Genomic DNA, 23536 nt, shown 5'->3' with positions numbered 1-23536 from the left:
CGGCCGGGATGGTTGGCCGAGGAGGCCGCCCGCCGCGCCGGGGCCGCCCGGACCGGGGCCCGGGGAAGGCCCCTCCCGCTCAAGGCGTCGGCCCGGCCCCGACGCGGCGGCCGCCCGGTGCGTCGGCGCGGTGGGCCGTCACCGGGGCGGCGTGGCGGGCCGCCCCGGGGTGGGGCACAGAACGCCGAGGTGGCCACTTTTTTGTGGGTACTTGGCGGGCGCGCGGGGGTGGGTCAGGGTGGAGGAGGCGGTCAGGAGGCCGCCGGGGGATCGGCAAGGCGTTCCAGGCGGCGGTGGCCCCAGTCCGAGAGGGGGGCCAGCGCGTCGGCCAGGTCCTGGCCGAACGAGGTGAGGGAGTAGACGGTCTTGAGTGGGAGGACGTCGTGCACCTCGCGGTGCACCAGGCCGTCGGCCTCCATCTCCCGGAGCGCCTGAGTCAGCACCTTCTCGGTGAGGCCGGGAATCTGCCGACGCAGGGCCCCGGGACGCTGCGGACCGGACTCCAGGAGCCACAGCAGTGTCGTCTTCCACTTGCCGTCGATCACGTCGATCGCGGCGGTGACACCGCAGACGTCCGGGTCCAGGGCGCGGCTGCGCGTCATGACCGGTCCCCTTGTCACTAGTCGTCAGTGCGTCACGAGTCGTCAGGAGTAGAAGTATGTCCGAACAGTCTGCCGTCACGGTGCTGGGCCTGGGACCGATGGGGCGTGCCCTGGCCGGTGCCTTCCTGGAGGCGGGGCTGCGCACCACCGTGTGGAACCGCACGCCCGGCCGGGACGGGGAGCTGGTCGAGCGCGGCGCGGTGAGCGCCGGCTCGGCGGAGGAGGCGGTCGCCGCCAGCCCGGTGACGGTGGTGTGCGTGGTGAACTACGACGCCGCGGACGCCGTGCTCCGGCGCGACGCGGTGACGGCGGCGCTGAAGGGGCGCACCGTCGTCAACCTGACGGCCGACCTCCCGGGGCGCGCGCGGGACAGCGCCGAGTGGGCGGCCGAGCACGGCATCGGTTACCTCGACGGCGCGATCATGACCCCGGCCGTCACCATCGGCACCCCGGACGCGGTGTTCCTGCACAGCGGCCCGGAGGAGCTGTACGCGGCGCACCGGCCCGTGCTGGACGCGCTGGGCGGCACCCACACCCACCTGGGCACCGACACCGGCCGGGCCGCCGCCTACGACATCGCCCTGCTCGACATCTTCTGGACGGCGATGGCGGGCTACGCCCACGCGCTGGCCGTGGCCCGGGCCGAGGGCATCACCGCCGGTGAACTCGCCCCGTTCGCCCAGGGCATCGCCGAGATCCTCCCGCCGGTGTTCGCGGAGGGCGCGGCGGACGTCGACAGCGGTGCCTTCTCGGGCCTGGACAACCCGATCAGTTCGGCCGTCTCCTCGATGACGCACATCGTGCACGCCTCCGAGGCACACGGGATCGACGCGGGGGTGATGCGCGCGGCCGAGGGTCTCGCGCGCCGGGCCATCGCGCACGGCAGCCCGACGGACGGCTTCCTGCGCATCACCGACCTGCTGAGCAGCCGCCGCTGAGCCGGGATTCGGACGCGCCCGGGTCCCGCCGGGCCGGGCGCGTCAACGCGTGGGCGGGGTGTCCCGCCCACGGGGCCGGTCCGGGGGCGGCGCGGTGCGGCGGGGCGGTGCGCGGCCGGGGGATGCGTAGGGTGCGGCGGCATGGTGAGGCTGTGGAGGCGGGAGCGGCGCGGCGACGCGGCCGGGCGGCTGGCCGGTGCCGTGCTGCGGCGGGAGCGGCTCGCGCGCGACCGGCTGCTCGGCGGCCGGGAGCCGATGGACCTGCGGTACGCGTGGACGGTGGCGGGCGCCGCGGAGCCCGCCGTGCCGCCGATGCGCTCGTGCGCCGTACTGGAGCGGTACGCCGGGCGGCGTCCGGCGCGGCTGCTGGTGACCGGCGCGCCGGGCAGCGGCCGGACCCTGCTGGCGGTGGACCTGGTGCTGCGCCTGCTGGAGCAGCGCGGCCCGGGCGACCCGGTGCCCGTCCGGCTGGCCGCGACCCCCGCCGACGCGGAGGCGGACGCGGCCGGGGACGCGGACGTCGCGGCGCGGTTGGCCCGGTCGGTCCGGGCGGCGTACCGGGTGCCGCGTGCGGCGGCCGAGGAGCTGGTCCGGGAGGGCCGCCTGGTGCCGGTGCTGGCGGCCGGAGCCGTGGCGGGGTGGACCGGCGCGGTCGGCCCGGAGGCGGAGGGGCCGACGCCCGCGGGGCGGAGACTGGAGGGTTCGGCGGCCGAGGGTTCGGCGCCTGCTGGTGCGGCGCCCGAGGGTCCGGCGGCCGAGGGGCGGGTGGCCGACGGCCCGGCGCCCGCGGGGCGGGTGGCCGAGGAGGGGGCGACGCCCGGGGGGAGCGCGGCCGCGGGGCTCGCGGCGTTCGACGCGTACCTGCGGGCGGTCGGGGCGCCCGGCGCCGTCCTCCTGCACGACGCGGGCGACCCCGAAGCGGCCCGCGCCGTCGGCGCCGTGCCGGCGTGGCGGGACGGCGCGGACCGGGTCGGCGTCCTGCCCCTGCGGGCCGTGGACGCCCGCTCCTACCTCCGCGCGCACGTGGCCGGCCCCGACCGATGGCGCGCGGTGTGCGACGCGCTGACCGCCGCGCCGGACGGCCCGTTGGCCGGCGCGCTGAGCAACCCGGCCCGGCTGCTGGCGGCCGTGCGCGCCTTCGAGGCCCGCACGGCGTCCGGCGGCTTCGCCCGTCACCCCCGGGAACTGCTGGACCCCGCGCTGGACGGCGTGGAGGCGATCTGCGGGCTGATCGCCGGGTGCCCGGTGGCTGATTCCCGCCCCGGGGCCGCGGCCCCGGCCGCCGCCACCGCCGGGAGCCGCGGGTAGGGCGGGCGGCCCCGGTCGAGGCGGCGCGGCGGGACCGCGACACGGCGGCCCACCTGCGTGCCTGGTGCCGTGCGGGTGTCGGGCGGGAGGCGCCGGGCCGACGCGTGTGTGGCGTAACGGTGATGTGCCGGACGTGTGTTGACCGCCCCCGAAGACCTGGCGTACGCTTTCGGCCATTCGATCATGGGTGCGAGCGCTCCTCCGGGTCGCGCCGACCATGGCGATCGAGTAACGGGGGTCGTGGACATGTTGCAGTCGTCGCGACAGGAAACAGAGCGCCGGCGTTCTCATCCTTTCGATGACGCCGAGGCCGCCTATCTCGTCCTGGTGAACGAGGAAGGCCAGCACTCGCTGTGGCCGAGCACGCTGGACGTGCCGGCCGGCTGGCGGGTCGCGCTGGCGGAGGCGAGCCGTGACGCCTGCCTGGCGTTCGTCGAGGAGAACTGGACGGACCTGCGCCCCCGCAGTCTCCGAGCAGCGACGGCCCCCGGCTCCTGAGGATCAAGCCGGCCGCGCGCGGCGAACAGCTCGACACGTCCGCGATCATGGAGGACACATGCGCTCCCGCATTCTCGGGAAGATCGAACTCGACCGGGCCCGCCTGGCGCCGGACCTGGAGTACCTCGCCGCGGTGCCCACCGTGGAGGAGGAGTACGACGAGTTCAGCAACGGATTCTGGAAGAACATCCCGCTGTGGAACGCGACCGGGGGCGGCGACGACCGGCTCTACCGCGACCTCGACGGCGCGGCCGCGCGGCCGACGCGGCACGCGGAGCGGGTGCCGTACCTGCGCGAACTCGTCACCACCGTGTTCAACGTCGAGCGGGTGCAGATGGCCCGCAGCAGGAACCTGAAGAACGCCGTCGTCATCCCGCACCGCGACTTCGTGGAGCTCGACCGGGACCTCGACAGCTACGTGCGCACGTTCATGGTGCTGGAGGACAGCCCGCTGGCCTTCCACTCCAACGAGGACACCGTCATCCACATGCGGCCCGGCGAGATCTGGTTCCTGGACGCGGCGACGGTGCACTCGGCCGCCAACTTCTCCGACGTCAGCCGCCAGTCCCTGTGCGTGGACCTGGCCTTCGACGGCGCGTTCGACGAGACGTACGAGAAGGAGGTCTTCGCCGACCCCACCGTCTACGCCCCCGGCGCCACGCCCGACCTGCCCGAGCGGCGGCCCTTCACCACCGAGCGCCGCGACGCCCTCCTGGGCCTGGCGGGCGTGATCGGCCGGGAGAACTTCCGCGACATCCTCTTCCTGCTCTCCAAGGTGCACTACACCTACGACGTCCACCCGGCGGAGACCTACACGTGGCTGGTCGAGATCGCCCGGCGCGCCGGGGACGACAAGATGGTCGAGAAGGCGGAGCGGATACGGGACTTCGCCATCGGTGCCCGGGCCCTGGGCGAGCGGTTCTCCCTCACCGCGTGGTGAGCGCGGGGGCCGCGCGGCGAGCGGGGCACGTCGTCGCCGGTGCGGAACCGCACGGCGAGCACGGCGCGTCGTGGTGAGTACGGAAGCCACGGTGCGGACGCGGTCGTGCGCGGCGGCCCGGCCGGGTGCGCCGGCCGGGTCCGGCGCGTGGCGGTTTCGGCACGGGCCGGAGCCGGTGCGGGCCGGCCCCGGCGCGAGGGGCGGGTGACGGGCGCGCGGCGCCGCTCGGAATAACGTTTCCGGAGTGGTCAACCGGTTTTTCCTTGCGTCTCGCGGAGCACGGCCGGTAGGCTTCAAGCAGTCCAGTAAGCGTTCGATAGGGCATCAGGTTTCCTACCGCGCAGGACTCGAAGATACGGGGCGACAGGCCGACGCATAGTCGGGAGATACTTCGAGGGAGAACGTAGTGAATTTCCGCGGGTTTTGACGAAACCGTTTTCGGTGCTGCACGACGCGCTGTGGCCGGGCTTCGCACCGCTGCCAGCAGGGGTTCGGTGAAAGCTCCCTCCATGAGCACACCGCCGAACTGTTCCGGAAGTGTGTATTCGGGCCTGCTTGTCGGCGAGCGGTGAGCTCCTTTTGCGGTGCTGTCCGACGTGCTTATCGAAACGCGTCTTCCGGTATTTTCCGTGAGGCCGGAAGAATCATTCGACGGGAGTCCCCTGCGGCCCCGTCGGCCCTTTCGACGCTGCTCTGGGATGGATATCGATGACCGCACCGTCCACGTTCACCGAGACCTTCACGGTCACCGCCGAGAATTCGCTGCTGCACGGTCACGTGGTGTACGGGCGCAGCCTTCTGCCGGGCGTCGGTTACGTGGACCTGGTGCTCCAGGTGCTGGCCCGGCACGGCCACGCGATGGCGGACGTCGAGCTGCGCAACCTCACCATCCTGGCCCCGCTCGTCGCCGCGCCCGGGGAGTCCGTGCTCACCACGGTCGAGGGCCGGCCCGCCCCGCGCGGGGGGTGGCGCGTCGAGGTGCGCAGCCGGCGCCCCGGGGACGCCACCGAGGTCGTCCACGCGGTGGTGGCCGCGCACCCCAGCCCCGTGCGGCCCTACGCCGAGCGGCTGGCGCTGCCGCTCGCCGGGGCCGAGCGGGTCACCCGGCTCACCGACATCTACACCTGGTGCCGGGAGAACGACCTGCGCCACTCGGGCCTGATGAAGATCGAGGGTGCGGTCCACCACCGGCCGGACGACTGGGTCGCGGAGCTGGCGCTCGCCCCGGAGTACCGGGGCAGCACGGACGCCTTCCTCTTCCACCCGGCGCTCTTCGAGGCCGGGCTGCTCGGCGGCGGGGTGGGCATCGGCATGCTGCACGACGGCAACGAGGGGCCGGGGCTCTACCTGCCGCTGATGTTCGAGTCGTTCCGGGCGGCGGGCGGGCTGGGCGAGCGCTGCTTCGTGCGGGTGCCGGCCGCCTCGGTGCGCCGGGACGACGAACTGGTGCGTCTGGCGGTGGAGTTCTACGACGCGTCCGGGGCCAAGGTCGCCGAGGTGGGGCAGTTCGTCGGCAAGCGGGTGCGGGAGGTGGCCTCGCTCGACGTGCGCGAGGACGCTCCGCGGGCCACCCCGGCGGCGCCGGGTGCGCCCGCCGCGCCCGTCGCGTCCGCCGCGCCTGTGGTGTCGGGTGCGCCGGGTGGCGGTGACCTGGTGGTGGTGTTGCGGGAGTTGGTGGGTGCGCGGTTGGGGTTGGCGGTCGGGCAGGTGGATGAGGGGTTGGGGTTTTACGAGTTGGGGTTGGGTTCGGCGGATTTGTTGGCGTTGGTGGGGGAGTTGGAGGATCGGTTGTCGGTGTCGTTGTCGCCGACGGTGATGTTCGAGCATCGGACGATCGCGGAGTTGGCGGGGTGGCTGGCGACCGAGGTCCCGGCGTCGGGTGCGGCGTCCGCCCCGGCCCTGGAACCCGCGCCCGCCGCGCCCGCCGCGCCTGTCGCGCCTGTGGTGTCGGGTGCGCCGGGTGGCGGTGACCTGGTGGTGGTGTTGCGGGAGTTGGTGGGTGCGCGGTTGGGGTTGGCGGTCGGGCAGGTGGATGAGGGGTTGGGGTTTTACGAGTTGGGGTTGGGTTCGGCGGATTTGTTGGCGTTGGTGGGAGAGTTGGAGGATCGGTTGTCGGTGTCGTTGTCGCCGACGGTGATGTTCGAGCATCGGACGATCGCGGAGTTGGCGGGGTGGCTGGCGACCGAGGTCCCCGCTTCGCGCGCGGCGTCCGCCCCGGCCCCCGCGACCGCTACCCCGGCACCGGCCCCCGCGTCCGCTTCCGCGTCGGCCCCGGCGTCGGCACCGGCTCCGGTGGAGGTTGACGCTCCCGCGGCGGCCCCGGCTCCGGCGCCCGCCCTGAGCCCGGCGCCCGCGCCCGCCCCGGCTCCCCGGCCCGCTCCCGCGTCCGCTCCCGTCTCCGCTCCCGTGTCGCGGCTGCCGGAGGGGGTGGAGGAGGTGTGTGCGGTGCTCACCGAGGAGGTCGCCGGGCTGCTCGGGGTGCCGGTCGGTGAGGTGCGGCCCGAGGTGGGGCTCGCGGAGTTCGGCCTCGACTGGGCCGCCACGGCCAAGCTGGCCGAACGGCTCGGTGACCGCTACGGCCTGACGCTCGACTCCGGAGCACTCGGCGGCCACCAGACCGTGCGGGCGCTGGCCGAGCACCTCGCCCGGCCCCACGGTGGCGCCGCCCCGCACCCGATGCTGCACCGCGTGGTGGCCGAGGACGGGACGACGACGTACGCGGCGCGTTTCGTGGGCGACGAGCCGTTCCTGCGCGACCACCAGGTGCGCGGCAGCCGCGTCCTGCCGGGAGTGGCGCAGTTGGAGATGGCGCGCGCGGCGGTCGTCCGCACGCTGGGCGGCGCGCGGCCGGAGCGGGTGTCCCTGGTGAACGTGGTGTGGCTGCGCCCGGCGGTCTGCGGTCCCGCCGGGCTGGAGCTGCGCGTGGACGTGCGCCCGCTGTCCGACGGCGACCTGGAGTACACCCTGTGGGAGCCGGGTGCGGAGGGCGAGCGGGCGGTGTGCGGGCAGGGCCGCGCGAGCGTGCGCCCGGCCGCCGCCCCGGGGGCGCCGGGCCTGGCGGACGTGCGGGCGGCCTGCGGGGACGCCGCGCACCGCCCGGACCGTCTCTACGCCCTCTACGCCCGCCTGGGACTGGACTACGGCCCGGCGCACCGGGCCCTGGCGGAGCTGGCCGTGGGCACGGACGCGGCGGGCCGCCGGCAGGTGCTGGCCGAGTTGCGGGTACCCGCCGAGGCGCGGCACCTCGACGGCTGCGAGCTGCACCCGAGCATCCTCGACGGGGCGTTGCAGGCGACCGTCGGCCTGTGGCTGCCCACGGACGGCACCGAGGGGGCGGACGGCCGACTGGCGCTGCCGTTCGCGGTCGACCGGGTGCTGGTGTGCGCCCCGGTCCCGGAGCGGGCGTACGCGTGGGTCAGGTACCAGCCCGACAGCGGGACGGACGCCGCGGCGGCGCGCCTGGACGTCACCGTCTTCGACGCCTCGGGCGGCGTGTGCGTCGAGCTGACCGGTCTGACGACGCGCGCCCTGCCGGGGCCCGCGGCACCCGAGCCGTCCGCGCCCGCCCACGACACCCACGAGCCCCGCGCGACCCACGGCGCCGACCGGCCCGCCGAGGTCGGGGACATCGCGATCGTCGGGGTCGGCGGCCGCTACCCGCAGGCCCCGGACCTCGACGCGTTCTGGCGCAACCTGCGGGCGGGCCGGGACTGCGTGCGCGAGGTCCCGGCGGAGCGCTGGGACCCGGCCCGGCACGCCGGAGCGGACGGCGCGGGCACCACCCGGTGGGGCGGTTTCCTGGACGAGATCGACCGCTTCGACCCGCTGTTCTTCCAGATATCCCAGCTTGAGGCCGAACACCTCGACCCGCAGGAGCGGCTGTTCCTCCAGTGCGCCCACCACACCCTGGAGGACGCCGGGTACACCGGTGCGCGGCTGGGCCGGTCGGCGAAGGTGGGCGTGTTCGTCGGCGTGATGTACCAGGAGTACCAGCTCTACGGCGCGCAGGCGCAGGAGCGCGGGGAGCCGGTGGCGCTGTGGGGCAGCGCCTCCACGGTCGCCAACCGGGTCTCCTACTTCTACGACTTCCACGGGCCGAGCCTGGCCGTGGACACCATGTGCTCCTCCTCGCTGACGGCCATCCACCTCGCCTGCGAGGCCATCCGCGGCGGCCAGTGCGACGCGGCGCTCGCGGGCGGCGTCAACCTCACGCCGCACCCGAACAAGTACCTCGTCCTGGGGCAGCGCCGGTTCCTCTCCAGCGACGGCCGGTGCCGCAGCTTCGGCGCGGGCGGGGACGGGTACGTGCCCGGCGAGGGCGTCGGGGCGGTGCTGCTGAAGCCCCTGCACCGGGCGGTCGCGGACGGCGACCAGATCCACGGGGTGATCAAGGGGACGGCCGTCAACCACGGCGGCCGGACCACCGGGTACTCGGTGCCCACGCCGGTGGCGCAGGGCGAGGTCATCGCGGACGCGCTGGCGGCGGCCGGGGTCGAGCCGCGCGCGCTCAGCTACCTGGAGGCGCACGGCACCGGCACCTCGCTGGGCGACCCGATCGAGATCGACGGACTGGGCAAGGCGTTCGACCGGCTCGGTGGTGCGCCGCCGAGCTGCGCGATCGGCTCGGTGAAGTCCAACATCGGGCACGCCGAGAGCGCGGCGGGCATCGCCGGCGTCACGAAGGTGCTGCTCCAGCTCCGCCACGGCGAGCTGGTGCCGAGCCTGCACGCGGAGCCGCTCAACCCGCACATCGACTTCGCCGCCACCCCGTGGCGGGTGCAGCGGCGCACCGAGCCGTGGCGGCGGCCGACGCTGGAGGCCGACGGGCGGCGGCGGACGTACCCCCGGCTGGCCGGTGTCTCCAGCTTCGGGGGCGGCGGCTCGAACGCGCACGTCGTCATCGAGGAGTACGTGCCCGAGCCCGCGCCGCAGGCCGGGCCGGACGGGCGCCCCGCGCCGCTGGTGCTGTCGGCGCAGAGCGAGGGCCAGCTCGTCGAACTGGCGCGCCGGACGGCGGACCGGCTGGCCGAACTGGACGAGGGGCGGCTGCACGACGTCTCCTGGACGCTGCGGACGGGCCGGGAGGAGCTGGACGAGCGGCTGGCGTTCGCCGCGACCTCCCTGGCGGACGCGCGCGCCCGGCTGACCGCGTTCGCGTCCGACCCCGGGCGGCCGGGCGCGTGGCTGCGCGGGACCGTGCGCCCGGGGCGGCGGCCGGACGCGGCGGCGGTCCGGGCGGCGCGGGCCGACTGGGCGGCGCACGGCACGGGCGACGCCCTGCTGCGGCTGTGGGCCGAGGGGGCCGCGGTGGAGTGGGAGCCGCCGTCCCCGTCCGCCGGGGCGCGGCGGGTGAGCCTGCCCGGCTACCCCTTCGCCCGCGAGCGGTGCTGGCTGGACACCGGCGCGTCCGCACAGCCCGCCCCGGCGCCCGCGCAGCCCGCGCCCGCGCCGGCTCCGTCCCCCGCCCCGGCTCCGTCCCCGGGCGCGCCTTCGACCCCGCGCGCGGAGGGCGACGCCCTGGTGCTGCTGCGCCCCGGGTGGACCGCCCGGGACGGCGGGCCCGCCGCGCCGGAGTACGCCGAGCACCACGTGGTGGTGGTCGGCCCGCTGGGCGACGCCGGGTGCGACGCGCTGCGCGCGGCCCTGCCCGACGGCGCCGCGTGCCACGTCCTGCCGTCCGCCGACGGCTCGCCGGACCAGCGCTACACCGAGGCGGCCCGGCGCCTGTTCACGGTGGTCCGCGGCGTCCTGGCGGCCGGGGTGCGGCGGCCCGCGCTGCTCCAGGTGGTGTGGGCGGGCGCGCCCGGCGCGGACACCGGCGCCGAGCGCGCGGCCTGCTACGGCGCGCTGACCGGCCTGCTGCGCACCGTCACCCTGGAGGAACCCCGGCTGCGCACCCAGTACCTGGAGTGCCTGGACGGCGCGGAGCCCGCGGCGGTGGCCGCCCGCCTGCGGGCGGAGGCGGCCGTCGAGGGCGCGCCGGAGGTCCGCTACCGCGGCGGTCGCCGGTACGTGCGGGAGCTGCGCGAGGTCGCCCCCGCCCACCACGCCCCGGCGGCGTGGCGGGAGGACGGCGTCTACCTGATCACGGGGGGCGCCGGCGGGCTCGGGCTCGTCCTGGCGCGGGACATCGCCGCGTCGGTCGCGCACGCCACCGTGGTGCTCACCGGACGCTCGCCGCTGGACGAGGCGCGGCGCGGCGCGCTGGCCGCCCTGCGGGGCGCCGGGCTGACGGTGGAGTACCAGCGCGTGGACGTGACCGACCGTGCCGCCCTCGCCCGGCTCCTGGACCACGTGGCCGACCACCACGGCCCGCTGACGGGCGTGGTGCACGGGGCCGGGGTCGTCGACGACGCCTACGCCGTGCGCAAGACCCCCGAGGCGTTCGCGGCCGTCCTCGCGCCCAAGGTGACCGGGCTCGTCCACCTGGACGAGCTGACGCGGGACCAGCCGTTGGACCTCTTCCTGTGCCTGTCCTCCCTGGCCGGTGCCTTCGGCAACCCGGGCCAGGCCGACTACGCCGCCGCCAACGCGTTCCTGGACGCCTACACCGTCCACCGCGCGGACCTGGTGGCCGCCGGGCTGCGCGGCGGCACCACGGTGTCGGTGAACTGGCCGCTGTGGGACGAGGGCGGCATGGGCGGCACCGCGCGGGTGCGCGAGCACCTGCGCGACGCCGGGCTGGCCCCGCTGGACACCGCGCGGGGGCTGCGGGCCCTGCGGTGCGCGCTGGCGCCCGAGGCCAACGGCCTGGACGAAGGCCGCCTGCTGGTCGCGGTCGGCGAGCGCGCGGGCCTGCTGGACCGGCTGACCGGACGGGCCCCGCACGCCGAGCCCGCCGAACCCGCCGCCGAGCCCGCCGCCGCGGAGGCCGGGCCGCGTGCCGACGCCGGGCCGGGGGCCGCCGTGCCCGGCGCCGGGGCGGAACCGGCGCTGGAGGAACGGGCGGTCGGCCACCTGCGGCGGCTGCTGGCGTCGGCGCTCAAGCTGGACGCCGGACGCGTCGACGCCGACACGCCGCTGGAGCGGTACGGGATGGACTCCGTGCTCGCGGTGAACGTCACCGCCGAGCTGGAGCCGGCCTTCGGGGCGCTGTCGCGCACGCTGGTCTTCGAGCGGCCGACGGTCCGCGAGCTGGCGCGCTACTTCGCCACCCACCACACCGACGCCCTGCGCACGCTGCTCGGCGACCCGGCCCCGGCGGCCCCCGCCCCGGCGGCCCCGGCCTCCCCGGCCCCGGCCGCCGCGGCCCCGGCCTCCCCGGCCCCGGCCGCCCCGGCCCCGGCCGCCCCGGCCCCGGCCGCCCCGGCCCCGGCCGCCGCGCGGACCGAACCCCCGGCCGGGCCCACCCCCGTCCCGGCCCCGTCCGCACCGGGCACCGGGCGGCCCGAACGCGCCGGTGACGTCGCGATCGTCGGCGTCAGCGGACGGTACCCGCAGGCGGCGGACGTGGACGCGTTCTGGGCCAACCTCCGGGCGGGCCGGGACAGCGTCACCGAGGTCCCGGCCGACCGGTGGCCGCGCGAGGCGCTCCCGGCGTCCGAGGGCGCGCCGTCCGACGGCCCCTGGGGCGCCTTCCTCGACGGCGTCGACCGGTTCGACCCGCTGCACTTCGGCGTCTCCCCGCGCGAGGCCGCCGCGATGGACCCGCAGCAGCGGCTGTTCCTGGAGACCGTGTGGCACCTGCTGGAGCGCGGCGGTGTGACCCAGGAGGTCATCGAGCGGCGCTACGGACGCCGGGTGGGGGTGTACGTCGGCGCGGCGTACCAGATGTACCAGGCGGACGCCGCGGACCCGGCGCTCGCGGCGCTGACCGCCTCGGCCTCCTACAACCTGATCGCCAACCGCGTCTCGCACTTCTTCGGCCTGGAGGGTCCCAGCCTGGCCGTGGACAGCATGTGCACCTCCTCGGCCATGGCGATCCACCTGGCCTGCGCCGACCTCCGGCGCGGCGAGGCGGAGCTGGCCGTGGCCGGCGGCGTCAACCTGACCGTCCACCCGGACAAGTACCGGGCCCTGGCCGAGATGGGGCTGCTGGGGACGGGGCCGGGCGCCCGCAGCTTCCGCGACGGGGACGGCTACCTGCCCGCCGAGGCCGTCGGGGCCGTGCTGCTGAAGCCGCTGGAGGCGGCGCTGCGCGACGGCGACCCGGTGCTCGCCGTCGTCCGGGGGAGCGCCTCCCTGCACGGCGGCCGGTCGAACGGGTTCATGACGCCCAGCCGCCGGGCCCGGGCGGAGGTCATGCGGCGGGCGCTGGAGCGCGCGGGTGTGGCGCCGGAGTCGGTCGGGTACGTGGAGGCCGCCGCCAACGGGGCCGCGTTCTCCGACGAGATCGAGGTCGCCGCGCTGCGCGAGGTGTTCGGCGGCGTGGCCGACCCGGTGGCCGTGGGCACGGTGAAGTCCAACCTCGGGCACCCCGAGGCGGCCGCGGGGATCGCGCAGCTCACCAAGGTCGTGCTCCAGTTGCGCCACGGCGAGCTGGCCCCGCTGGTGGCGGTCGGCGCGCCCAACCCGCACCTGGCGGTCGACGGCGGCCCGCTGCGGCTGTGCGACCGGCTGACACCGTGGGAGCCGCGCGGCGCCGGGTCCGCGCCGCCGGTCCGCCGGGCCCTGATCAACTCGGTGGCCGCGGGCGGCAGCCACGTCAGCCTGGTCGTCGAGGCGCCGCCCCGGCAGCCGGCCGACCCGGCGGGCGAGCCCGACGCGGGCCCGCAGGTGGTGCTCGTCTCCGCCCGGGACCGGCGGCGGCTGCGCACGGCGGTGCGGCGGCTCCACGACTTCCTCGACGGCGACGCCGGGGCGGCGGTGAGCCTCGCCGACGTGGCCTACACCTCGCAGGTGGGCCGCGAGGCGCTGCCCGAACGCCTCGCCGTCGTCGCCGACTCGCCAACGGAGCTGCGCGGCGCGCTGGCGGACCTGCTGGCCGACGACCTGGAGCCGGCCGGCGGCGCGGAGGAACGTGCCGCACGCGCGGGCCGGGTCCACCTCGGGAACGCCGAGGACGACGCGGGGCCGCTGGGCGCGGTGCTGACCGGGGCCAGGGGCGAGGCGTTCCTCGCCGGGCTCGTCGAGGACCGGGACCTGGAGCACCTGGCACACCTGTGGGTGCGCGGCGCCCGGGTGCCCTGGCGCGGCCTGCACCCCGCGCGGCGCGCGCTGGTCGCGCTGCCGGCGACCGCGTTCGAGGCGGGCCGCTACTGGGTCGGCCGCGACGCCTCCGGGGCCCCGGCCGCACCCGTGCCCCCGGCCGCGCGGGAGCCGGACGCCGGGCCGGAGCCGGAGGCCGACCGGGCCGCGGAGGCCGACCCGGCCCCCGGGGCGGGCGCGCGTCCCGGCGCGTCGCTCGGTGCGGCCGAGCGGACGATGGCCCGGGCCTGGGCCGCCGTCCTCCACGTCGACGCCGGTGACCTGACGGGCCGGAGCGACTTCTTCGCCCTCGGCGGCACCTCGCTGATGGCCACCCGGCTGATCAACCACCTGACGCGGGAGACCGGGGTGGAGCTGCCCGTGCAGGCCGTCTTCAGCGCGCCCCGGCTCACCGCGATGGCCGCGGAGCTGACCCGGCGCGGCGCGGCCCTCGACGGCGCCCCGGACGGCGGCGTCGCCGACGGCACCCCCGCCGACGGCACCCCCGCCGACGGCACCCCCGACGGCGGCGCCCCGGCCGACGGCGGCACCGAAGACGGCGGCACCGAAGACGGCGGCACCGAAGAGGGCGGCACCGAAGACGGCGGCGGCGGTGACGGCGGTGCGCTCGACGTGGAGCGCATCCTCCGGGGCCTTGAGCTGATCGAGGGCATGAGCGACGAGGAACTCGACGCGCTCGGCGCGCTGGACGCGCCGGACACGCGGGACCGGACGAGAGGGCGAGGATGACCACCACGCGTCGGGACGGCGGAGCCGAACTGGTCCGCAGGGTCCGCGCGCTGCCCGCCAGGCGGCGGCGCGCGCTGCTCACGCTGCTGCGGCAGCAGGGCGTGGACCTGTCCGCGCTCGACACCGTGCCGCCCCGCGACCTGCCGGACGGCGAGCCCGTCGCGCTCTCCTTCGCCCAGCAGCGGCTGTGGTTCCTGGCGCAGCTCGACGGGTCCAGCGCGGCCTACAACATCCCCGTGGCGATGCGGATGCGCGGTCCGCTGGACCGTCCCGCGCTGCTGCGGGCCCTGACCGCGGTGGTGCGCCGCCACGAGGCCCTGCGCACCCGCTTCGTGGAGCGCGACGGCGTCCCCTACCAGCTCGTCGGGGACGCCGGGGACCTCACCGTCGAGGAGGAGGACCTCGACGACCCGGCGGAGCTGCCCGAGCGCTGCGCGCGGGAGGCGGCCACGCCGTTCGACCTGACCCGGGACCCGCTGCTGCGGGTGCGGCTGCTGCGCCACTCCGAGCGGGACCACGCCCTGCTGGTGACGATGCACCACGCCGTCTCCGACGGCTGGTCCGTCGGCGTGTTCGTGCGCGAGCTGGGGGAGTGCTACGCGGCGTTCAGCGCCGGGGAGCCCGCGCCGCTCGCGCCGCTGCCCATCGGGTACGCCGACTACGCCCACTGGCAGCGGCGGCGGCTGGACGCGCCGGGGCGGGACCGGCACCTGGACTTCTGGACGGAGCGGCTCGCCGGCGTCGACCCCCGGCTGACGCTGCCGACCGACCGGCCGCGCCCGGCCGTCAAGACCTACCGGGGGGCGCGGGAGCGGTTCCGCTGCCCGGCCGCGCTGCTGGAGCGGCTGCGCGCGGTCGGCAAGCGGTACGACGCCACCGCGTACATGACGCTGCTGGCCGCGTACCAGCTCGTGCTGCACCGCTACACCCACGCCACCGACATCGCCGTGGGCACCGTCGTGGCGGGGCGCAACCGGGCCGAGCTGGAGGGGCTGGTCGGCTTCTTCGCCAACACCCTGGTGATGCGCACCGACCTCTCCGGGGACCCGGACTTCCCCGAGCTGCTGGACCGGGTCCGGGCGGGCGCGCTGGCCGCCTACGAGCACCAGGACGTGCCCTTCGAGGCCGTGGTGGACGCCCTGGGCCTGGAGCGCAGCCTCAGCCACGCCCCGGTGTTCCAGACGCTGTTCGTGCTCCAGGAGGCGCAGCGCGAGCGCACGGCGCGCGTCGGCGGGCTGGAGGTCACCCCCGTCGAGTCCGACGTGGACGCCACCAAGTTCGACCTGACGCTCGACCTCACCGAGACCCCGGACGGGCTCGTGGGCACCGTCGAGTACAACACCGACCTGTACGACCGGGAGACGATCACCCGCTTCGTCGGCCACTACACCCGGCTGCTGGACGCCATCGCACAGACCCCCGACGCCCCGCTCTCCCGGCTGGAGATGCTGCCGGACGAGGAGCGCCACCGGGTCCTGCGGGAGTGGAACGACACCGAGCGCCCGTTCGCCGACGACCGCTGCCTGCACGAGATCTTCGAGGACGCCGTGCGGCGCCACCCGGAGCGCACCGCCCTGGTGACGGAGGACCGCTCCTGGACCTACGCCGAGCTCAACGCCTGGGCCAACCGCGTCGCGCACGCGCTGCGCGGCGCGGGGATCGGCCCGGACGGCCTGGTGGGCCTGTGCGCGGAGCGCTCCGCCGAGATGGTGGCCGGCATCCTGGGCACCCTCAAGGCCGGGGGCGCCTACGTGCCGGTCGACCCGGCCTACCCGGCCGAGCGGATCGGCGGCCTGCTCGGCGGCTCCGGCACCGAGGTCGTGCTCACCCAGCCGCACCTGGACGCCGCCCCGCTCGCCGCCGTGCCGCACGTGCTGCTCCTGGACCCCGGGGGCGCGGTGCGCGACCGCGAGGGGCGGAGCCTCCACCCGCTGCCCGAGGACGACCTGCCGGCCGCCGGGCTCGGCCTCGGCCCGGCGCACCTGGCCTACGTCATCCACACCTCCGGCTCCACCGGCCGCCCCAAGGGCGTCATGATCGAGCACCGCGCTGCGGTCAACCGCGTGGAGTGGATGCAGAACGCCTACGGGCTGACCGAGGACGACGTGGTCCTCCAGAAGACGCCGTTCAGCTTCGACGTCTCGGTGTGGGAGTTCTTCTGGCCGCTGCTGTACGGGGCCCGGCTGGCCGTCGCGGCGCCGGGGGGCCACCAGGACCCGGCCTACCTGGTCGCGGCCGTCCGGCGGTTCGCGGTGACCACGCTGCACTTCGTGCCGTCCATGCTCCGGGCGGTCGTGGAGGACCCGGGCTGGCCGGAGTGCACCTCCGTGCGCCGGGTGTTCGCCAGCGGGGAGGCGCTGCCGCCGGAGCTGTGCGCGCGTCACGCGGCCCGGCACCCGGCGCCGCTGCACAACCTCTACGGGCCCACCGAGGCGGCCGTCGACGTCAGCCACTGGACCTGCCCGGCCGACGAGGTGCCGCGCGTCGTCCCCATCGGGCGGCCCATCCAGAACATCCGCCTCTACGTGCTCAACGACGCGCTCCGGCCGCAGGGCGTGGGCTGCGTCGGCCAGCTCCACATCGCCGGGGTCGGCCTCGCGCGCGGCTACCTGCACCAGCCGGAGCTGACCCGCGAGCGGTTCGTCCCCGACCCGTTCGGCGGCCCGGGGGAGCGCCTGTACCGCACCGGCGACCTGGCGCGCTGGCGGGCCGACGGCACCCTGGAGTTCCTGGGCCGCGCCGACGACCAGGTGAAGCTGCGCGGCTTCCGGATCGAGCTGGGCGAGATCGAGCACCGGCTGGCCGCACACCCGGGGGTGCGCGCCTGCGCCGTCGTGCTGCGGGAGGACCGGCCGGGGCAGCCCCGGCTGGTGGCCTACGTCGTCCCGGCCGACGCGGACGGGGCGGCCGTCCCGGCCGACGCGGGTGACGCGGCCGACGCGGGCCGGGCCGCCCCGGGCGCCCTGGGCGACGACCCCCGCGCCGCCCTGCAACGACACCTGGAGCGTGCCCTGCCGGAGCACATGGTGCCCGGCGCCTACGTGCTGCTGGACGCCCTGCCCGTCACCGCGCACGGGAAGCTGGACCGCAAGGCCCTGCCCGCCCCGGGCGTCGACGCCTTCGCCCAGCGCGCCTACACCGCACCGCGCACCGGCACCGAGCGGCTGCTGGCCGGACTCTGGGCCGAGCTGCTGGGCTTCCCCGCCGACCGCGTCGGCGCCGAGGACGACTTCTTCGCGCTGGGCGGCCACTCGCTGCTCATCACCGTGCTGGTGGCACGGCTGCGGGAGAGCGGGCTGCGCGCCACGGTCCGCGACGTGTTCGGCGCCCCCGTCCTGGCCGAGCTGGCGGCCCGGCTGGACCAGGCGGAGGACGGACCGGAGTTCACGGTGCCGCCCAACCTCGTCCCGCCCGGCTGCACCCGCCTGACCCCCGCCATGCTGCCGCTGGTCGAGCTCACCCAGGAGCAGGCCGACACCGTGGCGGACGCCGTGCCCGGCGGCGCGGCCAACGTCCAGGACGTCTACCCGCTGATGCCGACGCAGGAGGGCATCCTCTTCCACCACCTGCTCGACCCGGACCACGACCCCTACCTCGTGTCCACCCTCTACGTCGCCGACGACGAGGCGGCGAGCACCGCCTTCGTCCGGGCGCTCCAGAGCATCGTCGACCGGCACGACGCCATGCGCACCGCCGTCCTGACCGACCGGCTCCCGGCCCCCGTGCAGGTGGTGCACCGCACCGCCCGCCTGCCGGTCGAGCACGTCCGCCTGGACCCGGACCGGGACGCCGAGGAGCAGGCCCGCGCGCTGCTGGACCGGCCCGGCCGCCTGGCGCTCGACCAGGCCCCGCTGCTGCGGCTGGTGGTCGCCGAGGACCCGCGCTCCGCGCGCCGCTACCTGGTGCTCAACGCCCACCACCTCATCGAGGACGCCACCTCGCTGCGGCTCACGCTGCGCGAACTGGCGCTGCGGCTGGCGGGCCGGGCGGAGCTGCTGGCCGACCCGGCGCCCTACCGCGACTTCGTCGCCCACACCCTGCACCAGCAGGACCTCGCGGACACCGAGGCGCACTTCCGGGCCGTGCTCGGCGACGTCACCGAGCCCACCACCCCGTTCGGCCTGGACGACGTGCGCGGTGACGCCCGCCGGGTCCGGCAGCTCCGCCGCACCCTGCCCGAGCCGCTGACCGCCGGGCTGCGGGAGCAGGCCCAGCGGCTGCGGCTGAGCCCGGCCTGCCTCTTCCACGCGGCGTGGGCCCGCGTCGTCGCCGCGACGAGCGGACGCGACGACGTGGTGTTCGGCACCGTGATGTCCGGCCGCCTCCAGGGCGTGCCCGGCGTGGAGCGCATGCTCGGCAACTTCATCAACACCCTGCCCATGCGGGTGCGGCTGGCCGGGCGCAGTGTGCGCGAGCTGGTCGCCGACGTGGACGCCGGGCTGCGCGAGCTGCTGCCGCGCGAGCTGAGCCCGCTCGGCCTGGTGCAGCGGTGCAGCGGCCTGGACGGCGACGCCCCGCTGTTCAGCGCGGTGGCCAACTTCCGGCACTTCGAGCCCGAGCACGGCCCGGCCGCCGGCGTCCGCACCGACGACCACGGCGTGCGCTTCCTGGCGGCGGCCGACGGCATCAACTACCCGGTGTCGGTGTCGCTGGACGACTTCGGCACCCAGATGTCGCTGGACGTGCAGGTCGACGACGCGATCAGCGGCGAGGCCGTCACCGACTACGTGCAGACGGCGCTGGCCGGGGTCGTCGCGGCCCTGGCGGCCGACGACGGCCGGACCACCGCCGCCCTGGACGTGGCGGTGCTGCCCGAGGACGAGCGGCACCGCCTGCTCGTGGAGTGGAACGACACCGCCGCGCCGGTGCCCGCGCCGACGCTGCCGGCCGCCTTCGCCGCCCAGGTCGCGCGCACCCCGGACCGCACCGCGCTCGTCCACGAGGACGCGACGCTCAGCTACGCGGAGTTCGACGCCCGCGCCAACCGGCTCGCCCACTGGCTCATCGAGCGCGGCGCCGGCCCCGAGGTGCTGGTGGCCGTCCGCATGCCGCGCTCGTTCGACCTGCTCACCGCGATCTACGGCGTGCTGAAGTCCGGCGCCGCCTACCTGCCCGTCGACACCGACCTGCCCGACGAGCGGGTGGAGCGCATGCTGGCCGACGGCAGGCCGCTGCTGGTCCTGAGCGAGCTGCCGGACACCGCGGAGTACCCGGACACGGCCCCGGACGTGGCCGTGCTGCCCGACCACCCGGCCTACGTGCTCTACACCTCCGGGACGACGGGCCGCCCCAAGGGCGTCGTCATCACCCACCGGGCGAGCATGAACTGGCTGGCCTGGGACCAGCAGGCGTTCGCGATGGCCGAGGGCGAGCGGGTGCTGCTGAAGACGTCGGTCAGCTTCGACGTCTCCGTCAAGGAGCTGTTCTGGCCGCTCCAGGTGGGCGGCAGCGTGGTCATCGCCCGGCCGGGCGGCCAGAAGGACCCCGAGTACCTGGCCTCGGTCATCCGCGACCAGGGCGTCACCGACGTCGACTTCGTGCCGTCCATGCTCGCCGAGTTCCTCTCCGAGCCCGCCGCCGCCCAGTGCACCGGGCTGCGCCGCCTGGAGGCCACCGGCGAGCCGCTGCCCGTGGAGCTGGCCGAGCGGGTGTGGCGGGTGCTGCCGGACGTGGCGCTGTTCAACATCTGCGGGCCCACCGAGGTCGGCGCGGCGCTGGGCTGCCGCTACCACCCCGAGCCCGGGGCGCGCCGGGTGCCCATCGGCGCACCGGTGTGCAACACGCAGGCCTACGTGCTCGACGGGGACCTGCGCCCGCTGCCGCAGGGCGTCCCCGGCGAGCTGTACATCGCCGGCGACCAGCTCGCCCGCGGCTTCCTGGGCCGCCCCGCGCTGACCGCCGAGCGCTTCGTCGCCAACCCGTTCACACCCGGCACGCGCATGTACCGCACCGGGGACCTGGCCCGCTGGCGTCCCGACGGGCTGATCGAGCACCTGGGCCGCGTGGACGACCAGCTCAAGGTGCGCGGCTTCCGCGTCGAGCCCGGAGACGTGGAGAACGCGCTGCACACCCACCCGGCGGTGCACCGGGCCGTCGTCGTACCGCGCGCGTCGGGGGCCGAGCGGGCGCTCGTCGCCTACGTCAGTCCGACGCGGGAGTGGCTGGTGGACGCGGCCGAGGAGGAGAGCGCGGCCCACCTGGAGCGGTGGGAGCGCCACTTCGACGGTCAGCGCGCCACCGCCACCGCCGAAGGGGAAGCCGACGCCGACGCCGACGCCGACGCCGGGACGGAGCCCGGGGCGGGGGCCGGCGCCGAGGCCGGTGCCGGCGCGGACCCGCTGGGGACGCTGCGGCCCAAGCGGCTGCTGGTGATCGGCTGCGGCCCCGGCTCGCTGCTGTTCCGGTACGCCGAGGAGTGCGCGTCCGTGCACGCGGTCGACCTCTCCGCCGCCGCGCTCGACGCCACCCGGCGCCGCGTGGCCGCCCGCGGCTGGACGCACGTCACCCTCCACCGGGCCGACGCGCTGGCCGCCGTGCAGGAGCTGGCCGGAACCACCTTCGACACCGTCGTGCTCGACTCCGTCGTGCGCTGCTTCCCCCACGAGCGCCACCTGGACGCGGTGCTGGCCGGGCTGCTGCCGCTGCTGGCGGACGGCGGCCGCGTCCTCGTCACCGACGTGGGCAACCTCGACCTGCTCCCGGCCCGCGCGTGCGCAGCCGAGCACCGCGCCGCCGCGGGGCCGCTCACCGCCGCCGAGCTGGCCGCCCGCACCCGCGAGGCCGTCCGCGCCGAACCGCACCTGCTGGTGAGCCCCACCCACTTCGCGCGGCTGCCCGAGCGCTTGACCGAACTCGGCTCCGTGGAGCTGCCGGTGCGGCGCGGCGACGGCATGGAAGGCGCCGGCGGAGCGTCGGACTACCGCTACGACGTGCTGCTCACCAAGGGTCCCGCGGCCCCGGCCGAGCCGCACCCGTGGCTGGCGGCCACCACCGCGGCCGGGCTGCGGGAGCTGCTGGACGGCGACCCGCCGGCGCGGTTCGGGGTGAGCGGTCTGGCCCACCCCCGCGTCGCCGACGCCCTGCGCCTGCACGCCGACCTGGCCCGCTGGGCCCCCGGCCGCGAGGTCCCGGCCCCCGGCGACGCCCGTGCCGGGGAGACCGGGGCGTCCGAAGCGGCGGCGCGGGAGCTGGAGTCCGCGCTGCGGCACGCCGAGTCGCTCGGCTACCAGGTGGCGCTGACCTGGTCGCAGGAGACGCCCGGCGCGCTGGACGCGGTGTTCGGCCTGGGCGAGCTGCCGCCGGTGCGGGCCCGCGGCGCCTACCGGGCGCCACGGTCGGCCAACGTCCCGCAGCTCGGCCGGCTCGGCCCGGCCACCGCCCGGACGCTCAAGGAGCACCTGGCGGCGCGGCTGCCGGAGTACATGGTGCCCAGCGCCTTCGTGGTGCTCGAACAGCTCCCCGTGACGCCCAACGGCAAGGTCGACAAGCGGGCCCTGCCGGAGCCGGGCGAGGACGACGTGGCCAAGGAGACCTACGTCGCGCCCCGCACCGAGGCGCAGCGCACGCTGTGCCGCCTGGTCGGCGAGGTGCTCGGCGTCGGCCGCGTCGGCCTCCAGGACACCTTCCTCGACCTGGGCGGGCACTCCCTGCTCGCCACCCGTCTCACCCTGCGGGTGCGCAAGGAGACGGGCGCCGAGCTCCCCCTCGCGGCGATCTTCGCGGGCGCCACGCTGGAGGAGCTGGCCGCCGCCCTGGAGCGGGAGCCCGAGGCCGCGCCGGAGGTGCCGCTGCCGGCGGGCGACCTGGTCCGGGAGGGCCAGGAGGCGCCGCTGAGCCTCCAGCAGCGCGACGCGCTGTGGTTCCTGCACCGGCCCGCGCACCTGGGCAGCGGGCACGAGAACGTCCAGCTCGCCTTCCGGGTCGACGGCCCGCTCGACCGCGACGCCTTCGCCGGTGCCGTCCGGACGCTGGTCGAGCGGCACGCCGTCCTGCGCACCGGCTACGTCCGGCGCGCGGGTGGCGAGTGGGTCCAGCGCGTGGGCTCCGCCGAGGGGTTCGAGGTGGCCGTCACCGAACTGACCGGGGACGCCGGGCACGCCGAGGACACCGGGCCCGCCGACGGCGCCGTGGATACCGACGACGCCGTGGGCGCCGAGGTGACGCAGTGGCTGCGCGCCGAGCGCACGCTGCCCTTCGCGCCGGAGGGACCGCATCAGCTCCGCGCCCACCTGCTCGCCCTGTCCGACGACGCGCACGTGGCCGTCCTCACCCGCCCCTGGGGCGTCTTCGACGGCTGGTCGGTGCACCTGGTGCTGGGCGAGCTGATGGCCGGGTACGAGGCGCTGCGGCGGGGCGAGGCACCCAGCGTGGAGCCGCCGCCGCTGGGCTACGCCGACTTCGCCCGCTGGCAGCGGCGCGCGGTCGGCACCGCCGAGCTGCGCCGCCAGCTCGGCTACTGGCGCCGCGCCCTGGCGGGCCTGCCCGCCCGCCCGGCGCTGCGCACCGACTTCCCGCGCGGCCCGGTGAAGTCCTACCAGGGCTCCTCGGCGGAGTACGCCGTGCCCGAGGAGCTGCTGACCCGGCTGCGGGCGGTGGGCCAGGAGCGGGGCGCCACGCTCTACACGACGCTCCTGGCCGCGTTCGCCGTGCTGGTGGGCGGGCAGTCCGAGGACGACGACCTGGTGATCGGCTCGGCCGTCTCGCACCGGCCGCGGGCGGAGCTGGAGCCGGTCGTGGGCTACTTCGTCACCCTGGTCGCGCTGCGGCTGGACGTGGCCGGGGACCGGCCGTTCGGCGAGGTCCTGGAGCGGGCCCGGCGCGTGACCACGGAGGCGCACGAGCACAAGGACGTGCCGTTCACCGACGTCGCGCGCGCCGTCGGCCCCACCCCCGACCCCGCCCACACGCCGGTGTTCCAGACGATGTTCAACCTGCTCCCGCCCGAGGAGCCGCCACCGGCGGCCGCCGGGGAGACCGGCGGCACCGGGACCGCCGGGACCGCCGGGACCGCCGGGGAAGCCGCCCCGGCGGTGCGGCAGCTCACCGTCGACCACGGCACCGCGCGGTACGACCTCAACCTCGTCGCCCGGGAGACGGCCGGCGGGCTGCGGGGCTACCTGGAGTACAGCACCGACCTGTTCACCCGGCGGACGGCGCAGCGGCTGGCGCGGGGCTTCCCGGCCCTGCTGGCGGAGATCGCGGCCGACCCGGCGGCCGACGTGGCGGCCCTGCGGTCCCGGGCGGCCCGCCCCGCCCCGCCCGGGCGCCCCGCGGGCCCGGAGCCCGCGGACTGAGCCGGCCCCGGGCGACGAGCGCCCGGCGGCCAGGCGTCCGCACCGACGCGCAAGCACGCCGCCGCACCCCGCAGGGGCGCG

Annotated in this window: 7 protein-coding genes; 6 read left to right on the top strand and 1 reads right to left on the bottom strand. The window is 76.7% G+C overall.

The features are described from left to right. Positions 1 to 251: 251 nt before the first annotated feature. Positions 252 to 602 (bottom strand): winged helix-turn-helix transcriptional regulator, encoded by a 351-nt coding sequence (locus OSB71_RS10595; protein WP_265946853.1) that lies wholly within the window; start codon positions 600 to 602, stop codon positions 252 to 254. A gap of 56 nt (positions 603 to 658) precedes the next feature. Here OSB71_RS10595 and OSB71_RS10590 point away from each other — a divergent pair, with 56 nt between their 5' ends. From OSB71_RS10590 to OSB71_RS10565, 6 genes are all read left to right on the top strand, one after another. Continuing rightward, positions 659 to 1540, top strand: coding sequence for an NAD(P)-dependent oxidoreductase (locus OSB71_RS10590; RefSeq protein ID WP_265946851.1), 882 nt, complete (start codon positions 659 to 661; stop codon positions 1538 to 1540). Positions 1541 to 1681: 141 nt separating this feature from the next. Then, the gene (locus OSB71_RS10585) at positions 1682 to 2848 is read left to right on the top strand and encodes a hypothetical protein (protein ID WP_265946849.1); all 1167 of its coding nucleotides are present in this window, start codon (positions 1682 to 1684) and stop codon (positions 2846 to 2848) included. A 246-nt stretch (positions 2849 to 3094) separates the two neighbouring features. Beyond that, complete coding sequence (locus tag OSB71_RS10580; protein ID WP_265946950.1) at positions 3095 to 3346, top strand: MbtH family protein; 252 nt, start codon at positions 3095 to 3097, stop codon at positions 3344 to 3346. Between the two features lie 58 nt (positions 3347 to 3404). Next, on the top strand, positions 3405 to 4286 hold the full coding sequence (locus OSB71_RS10575) for an aspartyl/asparaginyl beta-hydroxylase domain-containing protein (RefSeq protein WP_265946847.1): 882 nt from the start codon (positions 3405 to 3407) through the stop codon (positions 4284 to 4286). Between the two features lie 708 nt (positions 4287 to 4994). Next, the gene (locus OSB71_RS10570; protein ID WP_265946845.1) at positions 4995 to 14162 is read left to right on the top strand and encodes an SDR family NAD(P)-dependent oxidoreductase; all 9168 of its coding nucleotides are present in this window, start codon (positions 4995 to 4997) and stop codon (positions 14160 to 14162) included. Next, entirely contained in the window at positions 14159 to 23455 is a 9297-nt protein-coding gene (locus OSB71_RS10565) for a non-ribosomal peptide synthetase (RefSeq protein WP_265946843.1), read from the top strand. The genes OSB71_RS10570 and OSB71_RS10565 overlap by 4 nt, the downstream gene beginning before the upstream one ends. Positions 23456 to 23536: the final 81 nt, after the last annotated feature.

Origin of the sequence: Streptomyces marinisediminis (assembly GCF_026262575.1) — a bacterium.
Lineage (GTDB): Bacteria > Actinomycetota > Actinomycetes > Streptomycetales > Streptomycetaceae > Streptomyces > Streptomyces marinisediminis.
Note: the sequence above shows the minus strand (reverse complement) of the source record. Positions and strands in the feature narration are given on the sequence as shown.

Excerpts from the sequence above, each read along its gene's own strand:
- OSB71_RS10570 (WP_265946845.1), top strand. The coding sequence starts at position 4,995 with ATGACCGCACCGTCCACGTTCACCGAGACCTTCACGGTCACCGCCGAG.
- OSB71_RS10575 (WP_265946847.1), top strand. The coding sequence starts at position 3,405 with ATGCGCTCCCGCATTCTCGGGAAGATCGAACTCGACCGGGCCCGCCTG.
- OSB71_RS10585 (WP_265946849.1), top strand. The coding sequence starts at position 1,682 with ATGGTGAGGCTGTGGAGGCGGGAGCGGCGCGGCGACGCGGCCGGGCGG.
- OSB71_RS10595 (WP_265946853.1), bottom strand. The coding sequence starts at position 602 with ATGACGCGCAGCCGCGCCCTGGACCCGGACGTCTGCGGTGTCACCGCC.
- OSB71_RS10580 (WP_265946950.1), top strand. The coding sequence starts at position 3,095 with ATGTTGCAGTCGTCGCGACAGGAAACAGAGCGCCGGCGTTCTCATCCT.
- OSB71_RS10590 (WP_265946851.1), top strand. The coding sequence starts at position 659 with ATGTCCGAACAGTCTGCCGTCACGGTGCTGGGCCTGGGACCGATGGGG.
- OSB71_RS10565 (WP_265946843.1), top strand. The coding sequence starts at position 14,159 with ATGACCACCACGCGTCGGGACGGCGGAGCCGAACTGGTCCGCAGGGTC.